16 protein-coding genes are annotated in these 18867 nt (G+C 59.6%); 7 read left to right on the top strand and 9 right to left on the bottom strand.

Translation table 11 applies throughout. From position 1 onward, the window contains the following. Positions 1-94: 94 nt before the first annotated feature. Positions 95-697 carry a prepilin-type N-terminal cleavage/methylation domain-containing protein gene (locus tag HHL09_RS15680; RefSeq protein WP_169455569.1) on the bottom strand — a complete coding sequence of 201 codons (603 nt, stop codon included), beginning with the start codon at positions 695-697 and terminating at the stop codon, positions 95-97. A gap of 189 nt (positions 698-886) precedes the next feature. Between HHL09_RS15680 and rnr the strand changes: the two genes are divergently transcribed. Continuing rightward, entirely contained in the window at positions 887-3226 is a 2340-nt protein-coding gene (gene rnr / locus HHL09_RS15675) for a ribonuclease R (RefSeq protein ID WP_169455568.1), read from the top strand. Between the two features lie 32 nt (positions 3227-3258). Here the strand turns inward: rnr and HHL09_RS15670 are convergent, their stop codons facing one another. Together HHL09_RS15670 and HHL09_RS15665 are read right to left on the bottom strand one after the other, a co-directional pair. Then, positions 3259-3807, bottom strand: a complete 549-nt coding sequence (locus HHL09_RS15670; RefSeq protein WP_169455567.1) for a hypothetical protein — start codon at positions 3805-3807, stop codon at positions 3259-3261. Positions 3808-3852: 45 nt separating this feature from the next. Next, positions 3853-4326 (bottom strand): hypothetical protein, encoded by a 474-nt coding sequence (locus HHL09_RS15665; RefSeq protein WP_169455566.1) that lies wholly within the window; start codon positions 4324-4326, stop codon positions 3853-3855. A gap of 263 nt (positions 4327-4589) precedes the next feature. Here HHL09_RS15665 and HHL09_RS15660 point away from each other — a divergent pair, with 263 nt between their 5' ends. Genes HHL09_RS15660 through HHL09_RS15640 form a run of 5 tightly spaced genes read left to right on the top strand, consistent with a single transcriptional unit; the run spans position 4590 to position 10433 of the window. Then, positions 4590-5282 (top strand): CerR family C-terminal domain-containing protein, encoded by a 693-nt coding sequence (locus tag HHL09_RS15660; RefSeq protein WP_169455565.1) that lies wholly within the window; start codon positions 4590-4592, stop codon positions 5280-5282. Next, entirely contained in the window at positions 5279-6352 is a 1074-nt protein-coding gene (locus tag HHL09_RS15655; protein WP_169455564.1) for an HlyD family secretion protein, read from the top strand. The genes HHL09_RS15660 and HHL09_RS15655 overlap by 4 nt, the downstream gene beginning before the upstream one ends. A 36-nt stretch (positions 6353-6388) precedes the next feature. After that, positions 6389-8152 (top strand): ATP-binding cassette domain-containing protein, encoded by a 1764-nt coding sequence (locus HHL09_RS15650; protein WP_169455563.1) that lies wholly within the window; start codon positions 6389-6391, stop codon positions 8150-8152. Continuing rightward, positions 8152-9294: an ABC transporter permease gene (locus HHL09_RS15645; RefSeq protein ID WP_169455562.1), complete on the top strand. Its 1143-nt coding sequence runs from the start codon at positions 8152-8154 to the stop codon at positions 9292-9294. The genes HHL09_RS15650 and HHL09_RS15645 overlap by 1 nt, the downstream gene beginning before the upstream one ends. Positions 9295-9320: 26 nt before the next feature. Continuing rightward, positions 9321-10433: an ABC transporter permease gene (locus HHL09_RS15640; protein ID WP_169455561.1), complete on the top strand. Its 1113-nt coding sequence runs from the start codon at positions 9321-9323 to the stop codon at positions 10431-10433. Positions 10434-10440: 7 nt separating this feature from the next. On the opposite strand, the gene HHL09_RS15635 is transcribed toward HHL09_RS15640, so the two are convergent. Then, positions 10441-10794 carry a hypothetical protein gene (locus HHL09_RS15635; protein WP_169455560.1) on the bottom strand — a complete coding sequence of 118 codons (354 nt, stop codon included), beginning with the start codon at positions 10792-10794 and terminating at the stop codon, positions 10441-10443. A 273-nt stretch (positions 10795-11067) separates the two neighbouring features. Between HHL09_RS15635 and HHL09_RS15630 the strand changes: the two genes are divergently transcribed. Beyond that, positions 11068-12435, top strand: a complete 1368-nt coding sequence (locus tag HHL09_RS15630; RefSeq protein ID WP_169455559.1) for a C39 family peptidase — start codon at positions 11068-11070, stop codon at positions 12433-12435. 65 nt (positions 12436-12500) lie between these two features. Here HHL09_RS15630 and HHL09_RS15625 read toward each other — a convergent pair whose 3' ends face one another. The 5 genes from HHL09_RS15625 to gyrA all read right to left on the bottom strand — a co-directional run bounded on the left by HHL09_RS15625 (position 12501) and on the right by gyrA (position 18841). Beyond that, entirely contained in the window at positions 12501-14336 is a 1836-nt protein-coding gene (locus tag HHL09_RS15625; protein ID WP_169455558.1) for a phosphoenolpyruvate carboxykinase (GTP), read from the bottom strand. A gap of 196 nt (positions 14337-14532) precedes the next feature. Further along, a complete protein-coding gene (locus HHL09_RS15620) occupies positions 14533-14916 on the bottom strand; it encodes a hypothetical protein (RefSeq protein ID WP_169455557.1) in 384 nt (127 codons plus the stop codon). Between the two features lie 324 nt (positions 14917-15240). After that, the gene (locus HHL09_RS15615; RefSeq protein WP_169455556.1) at positions 15241-15825 is read right to left on the bottom strand and encodes a hypothetical protein; all 585 of its coding nucleotides are present in this window, start codon (positions 15823-15825) and stop codon (positions 15241-15243) included. A gap of 172 nt (positions 15826-15997) precedes the next feature. Next, positions 15998-16189, bottom strand: coding sequence for a hypothetical protein (locus HHL09_RS15610; protein WP_169455555.1), 192 nt, complete (start codon positions 16187-16189; stop codon positions 15998-16000). Positions 16190-16207: 18 nt separating this feature from the next. Continuing rightward, on the bottom strand, positions 16208-18841 hold the full coding sequence (gyrA, locus tag HHL09_RS15605) for a DNA gyrase subunit A (RefSeq protein WP_169455554.1): 2634 nt from the start codon (positions 18839-18841) through the stop codon (positions 16208-16210). Positions 18842-18867 lie beyond the last annotated feature (26 nt).

Raw genomic sequence — 18867 nt, 5'->3', positions numbered from 1 at the left:
ATCAATTCCTTGCGATCCAGAGCACGGGACACGAAAAACCCCGCCGCGGCCAAGCCGGGCGGGGTGGATGAAAGAGGCTTATGAACGCGGGAGCTTACCAAGTCTTGATGTCATCGCCCACGCCGGTCTTGCCCTTCGCGCCCTTCGCGCCATCGGGACCGTAGCTGTAAACGATCACCTGCTTGTTGCGGACGATATTGCCCTGCTCGAGCGGATCGGTGATCTCACCATCATAGTCGTCGTCGATCTTGATGTGGAACGGATTGCCCCAGGCATCATAGAGGCCTTCCGGGGTAGCACCGTTACCACCGTTGGAGTAAACAAGACCACCCTTGTTCTTGTTCTTGTTCACCTTGGCGTTGAGGAAGACGATCTGCTTCTTGTTCTGCATGCTGTCGCTCACTTCTTCCTTGCCCAGAAGGATGGTGAGGAGTTCGGAACCGGTCTGGCCATCCGTCTGGCCTTCGTCGCCCGACATACCGAAGTCAGGCATCTTGCTGTACTCCTGGTAGTAGTTCTCAATGGCGGTCTTCAGCCCGTTCGCGTCATTGGAACTCTGGAGCTTCTTGGCCTTGTTGATGGCCATGTTTGCAGCACCGAAGCTCATCGCGGCGAGCACCACGATGATGGAGATCACGACGAGAAGCTCGACGAGGGTGAAACCGCGGTTGGTGCGGTTGGCTGGACGGGTTTTCATGTCTGGATATTTCGTAGATTTCCTGAAAGAGAGCCAAAAGCCGGAGCGGTGGCAATCATCCGTTTTTCCCCGGTGGGAGTTTTTTCAAGATAGTGCAGGGGCGCTCAGTGCCAAGAGGATTTGTTGGGGCGCGGGGGACCACCGCTCCCGGGTTGCCACCTTGGCTTTAAGCGTGCATGATGCGGGCGTATGGATCGAAAAGAACTGCGGGGCGAGTTGCTCCGCTTGATGGGCGGCAAGGGTTACCGCCCGATGAATAAGTCGGAACTCTCCCGCGAACTGTCCCTCTCCACCAATGACCGACCGCTACTGCGCGGGGAACTGGCAGCGATGGTGAAGGAAGGGGTGATCGAAGAAGGGAAAAAGGGCCGGTATGAGACGCCGAAGGCGAAAACCGGCAACCATCTGCGCGGCACCATCCGCTTCCTGCCCCGGGGACATGCGTGGTTTTACCCGGACATGGCGGATCCCGGCAATCTGGCCTCGGGGATCGACCTGAAGAAGTACTCGCGCTTGCACATTCCCCGTCGCGATACCGGCACCGCGCTCGAAGGCGATCGCGTGGAGGTCATCTTTCACCTCCCCCGTCCCGCGCGCTGGCGTCAGGGCAAGCGTTTCTCGGAAGAAGAGGAACCGGATGCGCGCGGCAAGGTGGAGCGCGTGCTCGAGCGCCGCAGCGGCCGGGTGGTCGGGGTGTATAAGAGGAAAGGAAAATTCGGCTGGGTCGAGACCGAGGACCCCGCAATGGAAGGCCAGATCGACGTGCACGGCGATACGACCGCGGAGCCGGGACAGCTGGTCGTGGTGGATCTGGAGCAGTGGGAGAAGCATCGCACCCCGCGCGGCAGGATCTTGGAAGTGCTCGGCTGGCCGGGCGACGCAGGGGTGGACATCATGGCCGTGATCCACCGACAGGGTCTGCGCACCTCATTCCCGGAGGAAGTGCTACGGGAAACGCGCGCGGTGCCGGAGGAGGTCGATCCGAAGGAGATCGCGCGGCGCGAGGATTGGCGGGACCGTCTGGTCATCACGATCGACCCCGCGGATGCGAAGGACCACGACGATGCGATCTGGGTGGAGAAGCATGGCAAGGGGTGGACCCTCGCGGTGCACATCGCGGACGTATCTCACTACGTGAAACCGAGGACCGCACTCGACAAGGAAGCTTCGGAGCGCGGGAACTCGACTTATCTGGTCGATCGTGTGCTGCCGATGCTGCCGCCGGAGTTGAGCAATGGGATTTGTTCACTGAAGCCGGATGTGAACCGCCTGACGAAATGCGCGGTGATCGAGATTTCCCCAACGGGCAAGGTGAGCAAGACGACCTTCTGCGATGCCGTGATCAATTCACAGGCGAAGCTTTCCTATAAGCAGGCTCAGGCAATCCTGGATGGCAAGCCCGCTCCGGAAGGCTCGGTGAAGGGCCTCGAGGAGATGGTGCGCGAGGCATGGAAGATGGCCGCGATCCTGCGCAAGAAGCGCTTCGCCGATGGCGCCCTGGATCTGGAGATGCCGGAGATCCGCGTGAAGCTGGATGAAAAGGGCAAGCCGGTGGAGGTCCACCAAGTGGAACACACGGCCAGTCACCAATTGATCGAGGAGTGCATGTTGATCGCGAACGAAGCGGTCGCGCGTCTGCTGAAGATCAAGAACAAGCCGACCATTTATCGCGTCCACGAGGATCCGGATTTCGGAAAGCTGCACGAATATACCGAGACCGCACGGGCGCATGGATATCAGCCCGGGGACCTGACGAACCGTGCCCACATTCAAAAGCTGCTCGATAGCGCGAAAGGCCGACCCGATGAGCATCTGATCAAGCTGGGGCTGCTCAAGAGCCTGAAGCGCGCGATGTATGCCGCGGATCCGCTGGGACACTACGGCTTGGCGAAGGGCGACTACTGCCATTTCACCAGCCCGATCCGGCGCTATGCGGATTTGATCGTGCACCGGTCACTCCAAGCCTTCCTCACCAATCCTCCGAAACAGACGGACAAGGTTCCGGGGCAGAACGAACTCGCAGAATTCGCGCGCCACATCTCCGACACCGAGCGGACCTCGGCCGAAGCGGAGAACGAGACGAAGCAACTCAAGATGCTCGAGTACCTGAACCTCTGCTCGAAGATGCCGGAGCCTCCGGTATTCGAGGGCGTGGTGACAGACGTGCGTATGATGGGCTTGCTGGTGGAAGCGACCGATCTTGGCGCTCGCGGCATGATCAAGCGCGAGGATTTGCCTCGTGGCGAGTGGCGCTTCGAGCAATCACAGATGCGCTTCGTTTCGCGAAGCGGGCTGCAGTTCCAACTCGGCCAACGGATCAAGATGCAGGTGCAGCGCATCGACTTCCAAGGGAAGTTCATCGACTTCCGCATCGCGCTGGAGAAAGGCGAAGCTCAGCCGAAGGTTCACGGCGCTCCGGCGAAGTGGGAGGAGAAGCCTGCCAAGAAGGAGAAGAAGCGGAAGTTTGAAAAGAGCTGGCCGCCAAAGGGAAAAAGCAAGGATCGCAAGCCGGGGAAGAAGAAGCGGTAAAGCCTGAACATGGATCACGACGCGGCAAGCTGCTACCATGAGATGATGTCGTCTCCTCCGCCCGGATTTCTGTCCGGGCCAAAGCTGTAAACGACAACAGGCTTGTTGCGGATGACCTTCCCTTGTTCGAGCGGATCCTCGATCTGTTGGTCGCAGTCGATATCGAACTTCATATGCAGGGGATTGCCCCAAGCGTCGTAAAGACCTTCGGGAATGACGCCGGAACCTCCGCTCGAGTACACAAGGCCACCCCTAGCTCTACTCTTGCTTACCTTCACGTTGAGGAAGGCAATCCGCTTCCTATTCTGAATCTTGTCCGTCACCACCTCCTTGCCAAGAAGGATGGTGAAAAGCGATGAACCCGATCGCCCGTCGGCCTGAGCTTCATCTCCCTCCATGCCGAAGTCGGGATACATTCCATACTCTTCATGGAAATATTCGATGGCCATCGCGAGGGACTTCACGTCACCGGCAGTCCAAGCATGCGGCCGACCCGGAACACCGACTAGGGATGTGTAGAGGCTCACAGCCACCACCCCGGCAACAATCACTCCCATGGTGATGATGAAGTCCCTGCTCATGCCCATCGTTTTCCGGAAGAGTCGATTGGTGCAAAGAGGCAAAAGTCACCACGTTTTGATGTCGTCTTCGCTTTGGGGCTTTTTGTCCTCCCCGTCGCTATAAACGATCACCTGCTTGTTGCGGATGATGTTTCCTTCCTCGAGTGGATCTGCGATTTCCTGGTCGTTATCGAGATCGAACTTCAGTCGGAAGGGTCTCCCCCATGCATCGTAGAGCCCTTCGGGAAGGGTTGCGGATCCACCATTGGAGTAGATGAGGCCGCCCTTGGCTCTGTTCTTGTTCACCTTCGCATTGAGAAACGTGATCTGCTTCTTGTTCTGCATGTCATCACTCACCTCCTCCTTCCCCAGAAGAATGGTGAGAAGCTTGGAACCGACCACGCCATCGGTCTGCGCTTCATCGCCCCCCATGCCGAATTCCGGCAGCTTTTCGTACTCACTGTAGTAGTTGTTGAGCGCGGTCTGGAGCCCCATGGCATCGTTCAAGGTCTGCAGCTTCTTCGACTTGTTGATGGGCATGCAAGGGGACGCGAAGGCCCCAAGAAGGAGAATGCCAGCCAACGAAACCGTGAACACAATCAGAGGGAGAGGGGCTTTCTTTTTTGCCATCACAAGGCAGAGGTTTGGATTCTGAAAGAGATCCATGGCAGGGCAATGTGAAGCCCTGATGAAGCTCCGGGGAGATTCTTCCGCAGCGACGGAAAACGAAATCCCTGCCGGGCTAGCCACCAAACTTACACAATCGTTTGACATTTTTGGACGGTCGTGTAATTTCTTTCTTCGTGGAGCGGGAACTGTTTCCATCGAGTCCGAACAAAGGCGAGCAAGCGCGGCGGAAGCTGCTGCTGGCTGCGCTGAAGAAGTTCGGCGAAAAGGGCTACGACAACGCCTCGGTCCGGGAGATTGCGGATGAGGCGGGTCAGAACGTGGCGGCTATCGCCTATTACTTCGTCAATAAGGAGACTCTCTACACGGCGGTCCTCGAAGGCATCGGCCAGTATGTCCAAGGCGTCTTCGGCAAGGTGGCTGAGGAAGCGCGGGAACGCTTCAAGGAAGGAAGACCCGACCAGAAGTTGGCCAAGTCGATCATGAAGCGGATGATGCGGACTCTTCTAGGAGAACAACTGGAGGGCTCAGAATTCGAGAAGATCCGGCTGGTGATGCTGCGCGAGCAAGCGGCTCCCAGCGAGAAATTCGATCTTCTCTACGAAAAGACACTGCGCCCTCTCCACCAGCTTTTCACCCGGGCTGTGGCAGTGGCCACGGGAGAAGAGGCAGAATCCCAGCAGGTGATCCTGCGGACCCACGCGATCTTCGGCCAGGTGCTGGTCTTCACCCTGGCGAGAGCAACGATTCTCCGCCGGCTCGGAGTGGCCAAGCTCGACGAGAGCCACACCGCACAAATTGCGGCGATCCTCGACGAACATGTCGAGCTGATCTGTGAAGGACTGACAACGAAAGGAGTTCAACGATGAAAAAGGCAATCCCTGTGATCCTGCTGCTCGCCGCACTGGCGGGAGGCGGATGGTATTTCTACGGGAAGTACCGTAGCAATCACGAGCCGCTGGTCCTGCACGGCAACGTGGACATCCGCGGCGTTGATCTCGGGTTCCGCGTCTCAGGCCGGATCGCGGAAGTGCTCAAGGACGAGGGCGATCTGGTGAAGGCTGGCGAACTCCTGGCCCGGATCGACAACGAACCCTATGAGCGCGATCTGGAACAAGCCAAAGCCACGCTTGAACAGACCAAGGCGGGCTTGGGGCAAGCCAAGGCCACACTGGGACAAGCCAAGGCAGACGCTGATCTGAAACGCGCAGGTTATCGTACCGAAGAGATCGACCAAGCTCGCGCGACCTTGGCACAGGCCCAAGTGACGATGGAAAATGCCGAGCGCGCCTACACGCGGCAATCGCAGCTGGTAAAGACGAACGGGGTCTCCCGCCAGAATTTCGAGAACGCGGAAGCCGCCTTCCATGAAGCGCAACAGCGGGCGAAGGTCGCCGAGGCGAACCTGAACCAGCTCGAAGCAGGTTTCCGCAAGGAAGAGATCGCGGCATCGGAAGCCGCGGTGAATGCCGCGTCGGCAGGTGTCGGTGCCTCGGAAGCGGAAGTCCTGAAAGCCGAGGCGGCCGTGAAGACTGCGGAAATCAAGCTGGCGGACACCGAGCTGAAAAGCCCCTCCGACGGCGTGATCATCACCCGGGCACTCGAACCGGGCGCCATCGTGCAAGCCGGGCCGACCGTGCTGACCCTTTCGCTTGAAAAGCCGGTCTGGGTGCGCGCCTACGTGCATGAACCGCAGCTTGGAAAATTCCCGCCGGGCACCAAGGTAACGCTCAAGACCGATGGCGACCGCGACAAGGTCTATCACGGCACCGTGGGCTTCGTTTCGCCCCGCGCCGAGTTCACGCCGAAGTCGGTGGAGACGGAAGAGCTTCGCACCTCGCTGGTCTATCGCCTGCGCGTGGTGGTGGAAGATTCAGATGGCTCCTTGCGGCAAGGAATGCCGGTGACGGTCGAACTCCCCGCCGGCGAATCCAAGTAAGCCCGCAGGCATCAGACATCAAAAGCCCGGCACCGCATGGCGAATGGGAATATAGAAAAGGAGTCAGCAGCTTCGCAGCCGGGCGAAGTGGTGATCAGCTTCCATGAGGTCACGAAGACCTTTCCCGGGATGGACAAGCCCGCGCTGGATTCCGTGTCCGGCGAAGTCCGCAAGGGCTTGATCACCGGGCTCGCCGGGCCCGATGGCGCGGGAAAGACGACCTTGTTACGCCTGATTGCAGGCTTGATGGAGCCGGACAACGGAAAGATCCAGACCCTCGGCCATGATCCCATCGCCGAGGCTGCCGTCATCCGTGGCGACGTGGGCTACATGCCCCAGAAGTTCGGTCTCTATGAGGATCTCACGGTCATGGAGAACCTGAAACTCCAGGCGGATCTTCGCCATGTGATCGGCCAGGAACGCGAAGAAGCCTTCGAGCGCCTGCTCACCTTCACCGACCTCAAGCGCTTTACCGGACGCTTTGCCGGAAAGCTCTCGGGCGGGATGAAGCAGAAGCTCGGCTTGGCCTGTGCGCTCCTCGGCAAGCCAAAGCTCCTTTTGTTAGATGAGCCCGGGGTGGGCGTGGACCCGATTTCCCGCCGCGAACTCTGGGGGATGGTAGAGGACTTGGTGAACCAAGGCATCGCCGTGGTATGGAGCACCGCCTACCTCGATGAGGCGGAACTCTGCGGCACGACGCTGGTGCTAAACGAGGGCAAGATGCTCTTCAGCGGCACGCCCGGGGAAATCGCCGATCCATTGGCTGGCCGCGTCTACAATCTCCGCGAGCCCGGCGAAGCCAAGCGGCAGATGTTGACCCGCGCACTCTCGCGCCCCGAGGTCAGCGATGGAACGATCCAGGGCCACAGCCTGCGCCTGACGATCCGCAAGGATCAGGGGACATTCCCGCCCCAGGAGATCGGCGCAAATGCAGACGCCGAGTGGGTGGTGGTGAAACCCCGCTTCGAGGATGCCTTCATCGACCTCCTTGGAGGCGGCCCCAGCGGCGAATCGATCCTGGCAAAACACACCACCGAAATCCCCCGCAACGGGGAGACTGTCATCGAGGCACAGAATCTCACGAAACAATTTGGCGACTTCAAGGCGACTGATGACGTCACCTTCCAGGTGAAGCGCGGCGAGATCTATGGCCTGCTGGGTCCGAACGGCGCGGGGAAATCGACAACCTTCAAGATGATGTGCGGCTTGCTGGTTCCGACCGCAGGCACCGCGAAAGTGGTAGGAATGGACCTGCGGAAAAGCGGCAGGAAAGCCCGGCAGAAGCTCGGCTACATGGCCCAGAAGTTTTCCCTCTACGGAAACCTGACGGTGACCCAGAACCTGGCATTCTTCTCCGGCATTTATGGCTTGGATAGAAAGCAACAAAAGGAACGGAGCGAAGAGATGGCGCACATCTTCCACCTCGATCCCTTCCTGAACGCGAAAACGGATTCACTCTCGCTCGGCTACAAGCAGCGGCTGGCGCTCGCCTGCTCCGTGATGCACGAGCCGGACATCCTCTTCCTGGACGAACCGACCTCCGGCGTGGATCCGGTGACACGCCGCGAATTCTGGACCCATATCAATGGCCTGGTGGAACGTGGAGTGACCGTGATGGTGACCACCCACTTCATGGACGAGGCGGAATACTGTGACCGCATCGGCCTGGTCTATCGTGGCAAGCTGATCGCCAATGGCACGCCGGACGAGCTGAAGGAAAGCGTGGCGACGAAGGAGAATCCGGACCCGACCATGGAGGATGCCTTTATCGAACTCGTGACCGGAAAGGAGGATCCCTGATGAGCGGGGCGTCAAAGACGTCATTTTCGATCCGCAGGCTGAAGGCGCTGTGCTGGAAGGAAACGCTGCAGATGCTGCGGGATCCGAGTAGCAACCTCATCGCCTTCGCGCTGCCGATGCTGCTGATGTTTGTCTTCGGCTTCGGAATCAACCTCGATACGCCGACGCTGAAGATCGGCCTCCTCAACGAGGCAACAGGCACCGAAGCCGAAGGTTTCTCCTCAGCCTTGGTCGGAACGCCGTCGATGGAGATCCACCACTACCAGACACGGGAGGACATGGCTCGCGACATGGCGGACTCGAAGATCCGTGGCTTCGTGGTGATTCCTTCGGATTTCTCACGGCGGATGAAGGTTACCTCCGACACCGCTCCCCTGCAGGTGGTCGCGGATGGCTCGGAGCCAAACACGGCGCAATTCGTCGCGAACTACGTGAGCGGCGTGTGGCAGATCTGGATGACGCAGCGCGCCGATGACCGGGGGGAGGAGTTGAAGCGCGACGTGGCCCTGGAGCCACGGTATTGGTACAACCCATCGGCCAAGAGCCGGAATTTCCTGATCCCCGGGTCCATCACCGTGATCATGACGGTGATCGGCGCTCTACTGACTTCACTGGTGGTGGCGCGGGAGTGGGAACGCGGAACCATGGAGGCCCTGCTCGCTTCCCCCGTGACCCGCGCGGAGCTGCTGCTGAGCAAGATCCTGCCCTACTACGCCTTGGGAATGTTTTCGCTGCTGCTCTGCGTGGCCTCCGCGCGCTGGCTGCTGGGCGTTCCTTTCCGTGGTTCGGTGCTGGCGCTCTGCGTGGTCGGCACCTTTTTCCTCCTGAGCGTGCTCGGAATCGGCCTAGCGATTTCGACGGCGACACGGAACCAATTCAATGCAGCACAAGCCGCGCTGAATGCAGCCTTCCTGCCGGCCACCATGCTCTCGGGATTCATCTATGAAATTTCCAGCATGCCCACCTTCCTGCGCGGTGTGACGCATCTGATCCCGGCGCGCTACTTCGTTTCCGCCATCCAGACGCTCTTCCAGGTTCCGACGGACTGGAAGCACCTGATGCCGGACATCCTCCTCTTGATGGCCTCCGCCACCTTTTTCCTGGGGATCACCGCAAGGATGACCAAGCGACGCATGGAATGAACCCGATCCCTCCACCCTGACGCGCAATGAGATTTCTGCCCCGCATCCATGCCTTGGTCGTGAAGGAGCTGCAGTCGGTCTTTGGCAATCCTTCCAGCCGCACGCTGCTGATCATGCCTGTGATCTTGCAGACTCTGCTCTTTCCGTTTGCGGCGACGCTCGAGGTGAAAAACGCCTCGCTGGGGATTTTCAACCGTGACACGGGGGCACCGGCACAGGAGCTGGTGCAACGCTTCGCACAATCGAATGCCTTCACCGAAGTCATCCCCCTCCACAGCGAGGAGGACATGAGGGAGGCTATCGAATCCCGGAAGACCATGCTCAGCGTGAGCATCCCCGAGGATTTTTCACGGCGCCTCGCCTCGGGTGAGACAGCACCGGTGCAGGTGGTACTGGACGGGCGAAGATCGAATGGTGCGCAGATCGCCTTCGGCTATCTCCAAGGGATCACGGAGACTTTTATGAAGGACCGCCTGGAGGCCAAGGGCGCGGCGCTGCCTTCCGAGGTCGTGACCCGCTACTGGTATAACCCGAATCTGGACTACCGGAACTTCATCCTGCCGAACCTGGTGGCGATCATCACCACTATCGGCTCGCTGATCCTCACCGCGCTTTCCGTTTCACGGGAGCGGGAACAGGGCACCTTCGACCAGCTGCTGGTGTCCCCGCTGACGCCGGAAATGATCATGATCGGGAAAGCCGTCCCGGCCATGATCGTGGCCTTTTTCCAAGCCACGCTGATCCTCTGCGCGGCGGTCTTCATCTACGATGTGCCCTTCCGCGGCAGCCTGATCTTCCTCTACACCGGCATGTTCTGCTACGCGATGTCGCTGGTGGGCGTGGGGCTTTTCATCTCCTCGCTCTGCAATACCCAGCAACAGGCCTTCCTCGGCGCCTTCTCCTTCATGATGCCCGCAGTAATGCTTTCCGGTTTCGCGGCACCGGTGGAAAACATGCCGCGCTGGCTCCAGGTGATCACCTGGCCGAATCCCGTGCGGCACTTCGTGGAGATCGTGAAGGGGGTCTTTCTGAAAGACGCCTCCCTCGAGCGGGTTTTTGCCCTGACTTGGCCGCTGGTGGTGATCGGGGCGATCAACCTGACAGCGGCCGCCATTATGTTCCGGCGGAAGACCGCATGACCGCCGCTTAGGCAAATAGGCGCTTCTCGAGGCGATGCAAAAAGCGCTCCTCGGAAGGAGAGATCCCGTCGGCACCCAGCACCTTGGTCAGCCACGTAAGGGCCTGGGGTTCGGCACCGTCGGCCTTGATGATGTCCGAACGTTGGTCGAGGAAGCCCTCGATCTTGATGGCATCGGCAGAAGCTTCACGGGCGTTCGAGAAAGCTTGGAAAATGAAAGTCTCCCGCGGATGGGCCGAATCCCAGCCGAGGTGATCCAAGGCATCCGTGAGCACGTCGTCCTCGGCCAAGGAGAGATGATTGTCGAGGTAGAGCGAGAGGAACAGGAGTTCGATCAGGGCTTGGCGGGAGTTCTGGGTCATGGTGATTTTTGTGCCTTGGAACTATCCGGAGGAGACAAAATAACAATCCGATTCCGCTTTGTCTGAGGTCTATTTGGGCCTCCCGGGGAATTTCTCAAATCCTTCGTCCGTTTTTCACCCGCGGCTCCGAAACAAGAGGTGAACCGCATGAACTCCCCTGAAATCGGGCTCGAACAGCCACTCCAGCGAGAGGCCAGTGCTCAAGGAAAGTTAAACAACTTCCCCGGAACATTGTTTGGACATGCTGCCTCCCGCTTTATATCAACGCATCAGATGAAAACCCTTGCAGCACTTACCGCCGCATTGCTCGCGCTTCCGTCCTTCGCCGCAGACGAAGACGACAAGAAAGATAAGAAGGAGCTCGTCTCGCTCGATGAAGTCGTATTCGACGAAGGCCTGTGGGCGAAACCTCTTCAAGACATCAAAGGACCTGAGGAAGAACTCAGTGAAACCGACAAGCAGCGGGTCGAGAAAGCAAAGGAGAAGGGCGTTACCATCCGCTTCCGCGAAGAGGGTTTCTCCTGGCTTTCCGGAGCTAAGGACGGCCTGCGTGCCCGTCCCGGTGAATTCAAGCTGCTCGACGAGACGGTGGGCGAGGTGGTGATGCGCGGCACGGCAGACGGCACGCCTGTGGATGCCACCATCTCCGTCTATAACCGGGGCGACGACGGCGAGATTTCCTCCAGCGAGTTCGACAAGAGAATGACGATGTGGAAGGGCAAGCTCGACAAAAAGCTGGAGGTCCGCGCCACCCCCCGCGCCCAAGAGGGCGCCGTCGCCATGAGCGGCTGGGTCTGGAAAAAGGGCGACACCGCGGTGGCCTTGGAAGGCAGCATCAACAAGAAGGAGAAGCGGGTGGAATTCATTCGCCTCCGCATGGCCTCGCTGAGCAAGGCGAAGAACGAGCAAAAGGGCGTCGGTCGCCGCGGAAGCTTCGCCGCGAATGTGAAGAAAGACTCCGACGGCTTCACCTGGATCGATGGCGTCCCGATGGTTGACCAAGGCGAAAAGGGCTACTGCGTGGTCGCCTCGATCGAGCGCGTGACCCGCTATTTCGGAGCGGACATGGATCAGCATGAAATGGCCCAGCTCGCCAACACCAGCGATCGTGGCACCAGTGGCGATGCCATGGAGAAGGCCTTCCAGAAGGTCACCGGCAAGGTTCACCTGCGGACCCTGAAACACATTGAATTCGACATGAAGCAGATGGAGAAGGACATCCGCGGCTACAACCGGATCGCGAAGCAGAAGAACGTGAAGACCTTCGACATGGATCCGGATGAATACATGATCGACCCGCGCTACTTCTGGCAATCGGTCAACAAGGATGCCTTCCGCGAAATGAAGCGCAGCCAGCCGACCTACGATCACTTCAAGCGCAAGATCAAGGAATACGTCGACCAAGGCATCCCGCTCTGCTGGACCCTCTACCTCGGCATGTTCAAGGAGAAGGACATTCCACAGGTAGGCGGTGGCCACATGCGCCTGATCATCGGCTACAATTTCGATTCCCCGAACGAAGAGGAACACAAGATCTACTACACCGACTCATGGGGTGAAGGTCACGAGAAGAAGACCATGCGCACCGATGAGGCCTTCTGCATGACCATGGCGATGTATTCCATGGTGCCGAACAAGTAAGCTTCCTTCCTTTCACGAAGAAGCGCCGCTCCGGAAGGAGCGGCGCTTTCTTTTTAATCGGCACTTCAGCTCAGGCGGGCTGCCAGAAGCTCGCGCTGGAAGACGACTTCCTTCGGCAGGTAGTCATAGAGCTTCAAGAAGAGTTCGCCCTGCGAGAGGATCTCCTGCTTCCACTCCTCGGCATCGAAGGCCATGCATTGGTCGAAGCGCGCTTCGTCGAAGCCAGCGAGGCCATCGGTATTGAAATCCACCCAATCGGGGGTCCAGCCAATCTGTGTTTCGTGCCCCGGGATGCGTCCACGGCAGCGGTTCACGATCCACTCGAGCACGCGCATGTTCTCCCCGAAACCGGGCCACAGGAACTTGCCCTCGGCATCCTTGCGGAACCAGTTCACGTGGAAGAAACGCGGCAGGTGCGTGACCTTGCGACGCATGTCGAGCCAGTGGTGGAAGTAGTCCGCCATGTTGTAGCCGGTGAAAGGAAGCATCGCGAAGGGATCGCGGCGCACCCCGGCTTTCAGGCCGATCGCCGCGGCGGTGACCTCCGAGCCCATGGTGGCGCCGACATAGACGCCATGCGACCAATTGAAGGCCTGATAGACCAGCGGCATTGTATTCGGGCGGCGTCCGCCGAAGATGATCGCGGAAACGGGAACTCCCTCGGGATTTTGCCACTCCGGGTCAATCGTCGGACATTGGCTGGCGGGCGCGGTGAAGCGCGCATTCGCATGGGCCGCAGGACGCCCGCAATCCGGCGTCCAGTCCTTGCCCTGCCAATCAATGAGATGGGCGGGGGCCTCCTTGCTGAGGCCTTCCCACCAGACATCGCCGTCATCGGTCAGCGCGACGTTCGTGAAAATGGTGTTCTCCTTCATCGACTCCATCGCGATCGGATTGGTCTCGTAGGAAGTCCCGGGAGCCACGCCAAAGTAACCTGTCTCCGGATTGATCGCATGCAGCCTTCCGTCCTCATGCGGCCACAACCATGCGATGTCATCCCCGACAATGGTCGTCTTCCAGCCGGCTTCGGCATAGGTCTGCGGAGGAACAATCATCGCCAGATTGGTCTTTCCGCAGGCAGAGGGGAAAGCAGCGGTCACGTAGGTCTTCTCCCCCTTCGGAGATTCAAGGCCGAGGATCAGCATGTGCTCTGCCATCCAGTTGTGCTCGCGTGCGATGTTGCTGGCGATCCGCAGGGCGAGGCATTTCTTGCCGAGCAGGGCATTGCCGCCGTAGCCGGAGCCATATGACCAGATCTCACGCGATTCCGGAAAGTGGACGATGTATTTCTCTTCGTCACAGGGCCACGGCACATCCTGCTGTCCCGGCTGAAGGGGTGCGCCGATCGAATGAAGGCAGGGAATGAAGCGGCCATGGCCATCCCGCTTGGAGGCGATCTCGCCGCTCGCTTCGGCTTCCAAGCGATCCAGCACGCGCCTGCCCATGTGCGCCATAATGCGGGTATTCACTGCGACGTACGCGCTATCCGTGACCTGCACGCCGATCTTCGCCAGCGGTGAATCGAGCGGGCCCATGCAGAACGGCACCACATACATGGTCCGTCCCTTCATCGAGCCGCCGAATTTCCCGAGAAGCAGCGTCTTCATCTGGAAAGGCTCCATCCAGTGATTCGTCGGACCTGCTAGATCCCTCCGGCGGGAGCAAATGAAAGTGCGATCCTCGACGCGGGCGACGTCGGATGGTGCCGAGCGAGCGAGGAAGGAGTTCGGGCGCTTCTCCGGATTCAGCCGAGTGAAGGTGCCCTTCTCGACGAGTAGTTCACAGAGCCGATCCCATTCTTCCTGGGAGCCATCGCACCATTCAACATGATCAGGCTGGCACAGGGCAGTCATCTCCTCGACCCAGGCGAGAAGTTCGGCGTGACGAACGGGAGCGCTCATATCCGTGCTATCAGAAGCAGTCGGCGCGCATTGTTCAATTCAATCAGCTAGAATGGGCAGCATCTGCGGAGATTTGACCGGAATCGGTCCTTCCCTTGATCGAAACTGCTGCCCCCCTTTTCCCGATCGGGCCGCCGTCGCCCCGCCCGCCGTGACGACGGATGGGGCGCTGGCCGCCCAAGATGGGAGGGGAAAATCAGATGCGGAATTGCCAGAGCGCATCGACTTGGCGGTCGCGCCACTCGGGCCTCCGTGAAATGGGATCCTGCAGGGTCCGGACGACTTTGCGGCCACCGGCAAAGACGAAGCTGTCGCATTCGATCTCCACCACTTCCAGACCCATGTAATAGGTATCATGGAGGGTGGCGACAGCATCCGTGCCGAAGACTTCCGCGAGATGCTCTCGCAGGAGTCCGGCTTCTTTTCGGCCTACGAAGAGGAATGCGGGCGTCTCTCCATGATCGCACTTTGAGCGGATCAGGGCAGAGACGGCTTCCACATCCCAAGCATCTTCGAACTCCAGCTCAGGGGCAACCGAAGTTGAGTCAGGGAAAGGCATCGACTCGTATCGTGTGTTCATCGGCATGTTGGGGTGAGGTCGCCGTTACGGGAGCAACATACGTGCCCGACCTACCAATTCATTACAAGAGAAGTGACAATTCCGTATGCCATGCCGGCCATTCATGAAACCGGAGGGATCCAATGAAACGCCGCATACCGGCAGCGAAATTTGCTGAAAGACACGGAAACCCGACCCTTTTCAGCAAAACACCAATGAAAGATGGCCCCTCCACTATGACTCACCATCCATGCCCGGAATCAGAAAATGACATTACCCGCCACACAGCAGCAGCATTCATCTACTACATTTATAGTAAATTATCGGGACAGCCCTCCAACCCCATCAAGGGGAATCAGCCGCCCCTTGCCCACCCACCACCATCAAAACGGAGTCCCCAACTCCACCCGCGGGATAGATCACGAACATCGAGCCAACCTTCGCCGTGAAGGTGGTCACCATCTCCGTATTCCCGAGGCGGAGGTTCAGCATCAAGGTCGTCTCCTCATTGGAATTAACCAGGCCTTGACCCTTGATTTCAAGGTCGGTCGACCGCCATTCGAAGGATCCCTCCGCCGCTTTCACCGCACCTTCGATCAAATCTTCCTGGCTCACCCCAGCTTCCAAGTCCTTGCAAAATTGCTCAATGTTCGCCACGTGGGAGATCGTCGGCAGATCAACCTCCCCGGGGGGCACCACAGAAGAATCTTCCGATCTCGCATCCTCCAACCTCGCAGGAATTCGAATCATCGCCAGTTCGCCTTCACGCACCTTCAAGAGCGAGCGGAGCTTGGCCAGAGCTTTCGACTCGCGTGATCGCCCCGCTTTATCCTGGCCCGTTGAACCCGCGCCGGCTCCTGCCGCAGGCACGATCGCGCGCTGCGCGCTGCCGCTCGAATCGCGAGCCCGCCCTGTGATCTTGGACTCCACGCCACGAAAGCAGATTCCTATCAACACAAGGGCTAGAGCGAACCACAAGAGACGATACCGGGAATGATGCATGATGGACGGCTGGGAAGATATATCCGCCGCGGCTCGGTTTTTGCCGGGGAAATTTCTCAACTATCCTTCAAATGCCCATCCCGCGCCTTCCTTGGCCGTTCTACAGGACGTAGTGACGGTTGAAGAGCCGCCCGCTCGCGGCTAGGCGATCGATGTTCGGCGATACCTCTAGACCCTCATAGCAGCCCAGCCATGGCCTCAGGTCATCGACCGCGATGAACAGCACATTCGGCCGCTCCGCCGCTGAAAAGAGCGGAGCCATGAAGATCGCAGCAATGACTGCGATCTTCATGACGCTCATCCGTGATCTTTACTCGCCGCTATCGGCCGGGCTTTCGGAAGCAGCGTCTCCGCCCTCCTCCGCCTCGCCAACAGCACCTTCACCGCCCTCACCGGGGGAGTCTTCGCCATCCGGGATGACCAGGGAAATATCCTGAAGCTTCTCGCCTTCCTTCAGGGTCAGGAGCTTCACGCCTTGAGCATTGCGGCCCGTCTCGCGAATCTCGTTCACCCGAATGCGGATGCTCTGGCCGGTCGAGGTCATGAGCATGAGCTCATCCGCATCGGTCACGGTGACGGCACCGACGACCGGGCCGGTCTTCTCCGTGACCTTCATGGTGATGATGCCCTTACCGCCGCGGGATTGCTTGCGGTACTCCTCGAATGAGGTGCGCTTGCCCAAGCCGTTCTCGGAAGCCACCAGCAAGGTAGACCCTTCGGTCACCAAGGCAAGGCCCACCACGAAGTCGTTCTCCACAGGACGGATACCCATCACGCCCGCCGAGGCCCGCCCCATGGAGCGGGTATCGTCCTCGTGGAAGCGCAAGCTCATCCCCTCATGGGTCACCAGCACGATCTCGTCCGAACCGGAAGTGAGGCGCACGCCGATGAGCTCGTTGTTCTCCTCAAGGATGATAGCGGTGAGACCGGCCTTGCGGTAGTTGCGGAAGTCATTGAGTGCCGTCTTCTTCACCTTGCCGCTGCGGGTCGCAAAGAACACATAGCCGGCGTCCTCACGGAAGGTGATGTCGTTGCCATTGTCGTCCGTGGCACGCTCGAGGCGCAGGAGCGCGGCAATCTTCTCCTCCGGCTTGAGATCGAGCACATTTTTGATGCTGCGACCCGTGGAGGTGCGGGAACCTTCCGGCAGGTCGTAGACTCGCTGGACGTAAACCCGACCGGTGTTCGTGAAGAACAGGAGGTAATCGTGCGCCTGGACACTGAAGAGGTGCTCGATGAAGTCGTCCGCCTCGTCCTTGCCGGTGGCCTTCGTCTCCATGCCCTTGAGGCCCTTGCCGCCACGTCCCTGTAGGCGGTATTCGCTGGCAGGAGTGCGCTTGATATAGCCGCGGTGGGAAAGGGTCACGATCATCGCGTCGTTGGCGATGAGTTCTTCCATGGCGATCTCGCCCGCTTCCGCAAGGATCGGGCACTTCCGTGGCGTCGCGTGCTTCTCGCGGATGACGCGCAGCTCGTCCTTGATGATGTTCAGCACGCGTTCCTCGCGGGCAAGGATATCGAGCAGGTCCTTGATGGTCTCCAGGACCTCGTCGTACTCGCCCTTCACCTTGTCACGCTCCAGACCGGTGAGCTGATAGAGGCGCAGCTCCAGGATCGCATTCACCTGGCGCTCGCTGAAGACATAGCGATCCCCCTGCACCGCGGCTTGAGAACGAATCAAGATGCCGAGACCCTCCGCAGTCGCGGTCGTGAAGCTGTAGGCGGCAAGCCGCTCGCGTGCTTCATCGCGATTCTTCGAGTCGCGGATGATCTTGATGAAGTCATCGAGGTGACCGAGGGCCAGCAGGAAGGCTTCCAGCAATTCCGCACGCTCTTCGGCCTTGCCCAAAAGGTAGCGGGTGCGGCGGATCACCACCTCGCGGCGGTGCTCGATATAGGCGTCAATCGCCTCCTTGAGGGAAAGCTGCTTAGGGCGGTTCTTGTGAATCGCCAGCATGTTCACGCTGAAGGAGGTCTCCAGCGCGGTAAGCTTGAAGAGTTGGGCGACCACCACCTGCGGGCGGGCATCGCGCTTCAGCTCGATCTCGATCCGGGTCTCCTCATCGGAGAGGTCACGCATGCCGGAGATACCGGTGAGGGTCTTCTCGTTCACCAGCTCCGCGATGCGCTCTTGAAGCACGGCGCGATTAACGCCGTACGGGACCTCGCGAATGACGATGAACGACTTGCCGTTCTCATTTTCCTCGATCTCCACTTTGCCCCGGAGGCGCATGGAGCCGCGGCCGGTGCGGAAGTACTCTTCGATCCCGCGGATCCCACGGATTTCACAGGAAACCGGGAAGTCCGGCCCCTTGATATACTGCATCAGCTCCGGCAGCGTGATCTCGGGATTGTCGATCTGCGCGCAAATCCCGTCGATCACCTCGCCGAGGTTATGCGGTGCCAGGTTCGTGGCCATCCCGACGGCGATGCCGGTGCCGCCGTTCACGAGGAAGTTCGGGAACGCGGAGGGCAGAACCGAAGGCTCATCCTGCGAACCGTCGTAGTTCGGCTGGAAGTCGACCGTGTCTTTGTCGAGGTCTTCCATCATCGCCATGCCGAGCGGATGAAGCCGGGCCTCGGTATAACGCATGGACGCCGCCGCATCACCTTCGACCGAGCCGAAGTTACCCTGGCCGTCGACCAGCATCTCGCGCATCGACCACGGCTGGCCCATGTTCACGAGCGTCGTGTAGATCGATTGGTCACCGTGCGGGTGGAAGTTACCCATCGTCTCACCGACGATCTTGGCGCACTTCACGTGGGCTTTGCCCGGGGTCACTCCAAGCTGGCGCATCGCGTAAAGCACGCGCCGCTGGGAAGGCTTGAGGCCGTCACGGACGTCGGGAAGCGCCCGCGAAATGATCACGGACATCGAATACTCCAGGAAGGAGTTCGAGAGTTCCTCGGCTACGTTGATGGGCTTGATGGATTCCTGAGACATGGGGTCGGGGTCGGCCGGTGATCGGG

Source organism: Luteolibacter luteus, assembly GCF_012913485.1.
Classification (GTDB): Bacteria; Verrucomicrobiota; Verrucomicrobiia; order Verrucomicrobiales; family Akkermansiaceae; genus Haloferula; species Haloferula lutea.
This window is presented reverse-complemented; position numbering and strand designations above follow the sequence as displayed.

Excerpts from the sequence above, each read along its gene's own strand:
- HHL09_RS15680 (WP_169455569.1), bottom strand. The coding sequence starts at position 697 with ATGAAAACCCGTCCAGCCAACCGCACCAACCGCGGTTTCACCCTCGTC.
- rnr (WP_169455568.1), top strand. The coding sequence starts at position 887 with ATGGATCGAAAAGAACTGCGGGGCGAGTTGCTCCGCTTGATGGGCGGC.
- HHL09_RS15670 (WP_169455567.1), bottom strand. The coding sequence starts at position 3,807 with ATGAGCAGGGACTTCATCATCACCATGGGAGTGATTGTTGCCGGGGTG.
- HHL09_RS15665 (WP_169455566.1), bottom strand. The coding sequence starts at position 4,326 with ATGCCCATCAACAAGTCGAAGAAGCTGCAGACCTTGAACGATGCCATG.
- HHL09_RS15655 (WP_169455564.1), top strand. The coding sequence starts at position 5,279 with ATGAAAAAGGCAATCCCTGTGATCCTGCTGCTCGCCGCACTGGCGGGA.
- HHL09_RS15650 (WP_169455563.1), top strand. The coding sequence starts at position 6,389 with ATGGCGAATGGGAATATAGAAAAGGAGTCAGCAGCTTCGCAGCCGGGC.
- HHL09_RS15645 (WP_169455562.1), top strand. The coding sequence starts at position 8,152 with ATGAGCGGGGCGTCAAAGACGTCATTTTCGATCCGCAGGCTGAAGGCG.
- HHL09_RS15640 (WP_169455561.1), top strand. The coding sequence starts at position 9,321 with ATGAGATTTCTGCCCCGCATCCATGCCTTGGTCGTGAAGGAGCTGCAG.
- HHL09_RS15635 (WP_169455560.1), bottom strand. The coding sequence starts at position 10,794 with ATGACCCAGAACTCCCGCCAAGCCCTGATCGAACTCCTGTTCCTCTCG.
- HHL09_RS15630 (WP_169455559.1), top strand. The coding sequence starts at position 11,068 with ATGAAAACCCTTGCAGCACTTACCGCCGCATTGCTCGCGCTTCCGTCC.
- HHL09_RS15625 (WP_169455558.1), bottom strand. The coding sequence starts at position 14,336 with ATGAGCGCTCCCGTTCGTCACGCCGAACTTCTCGCCTGGGTCGAGGAG.
- HHL09_RS15620 (WP_169455557.1), bottom strand. The coding sequence starts at position 14,916 with ATGAACACACGATACGAGTCGATGCCTTTCCCTGACTCAACTTCGGTT.
- HHL09_RS15610 (WP_169455555.1), bottom strand. The coding sequence starts at position 16,189 with ATGAAGATCGCAGTCATTGCTGCGATCTTCATGGCTCCGCTCTTTTCA.
- gyrA (WP_169455554.1), bottom strand. The coding sequence starts at position 18,841 with ATGTCTCAGGAATCCATCAAGCCCATCAACGTAGCCGAGGAACTCTCG.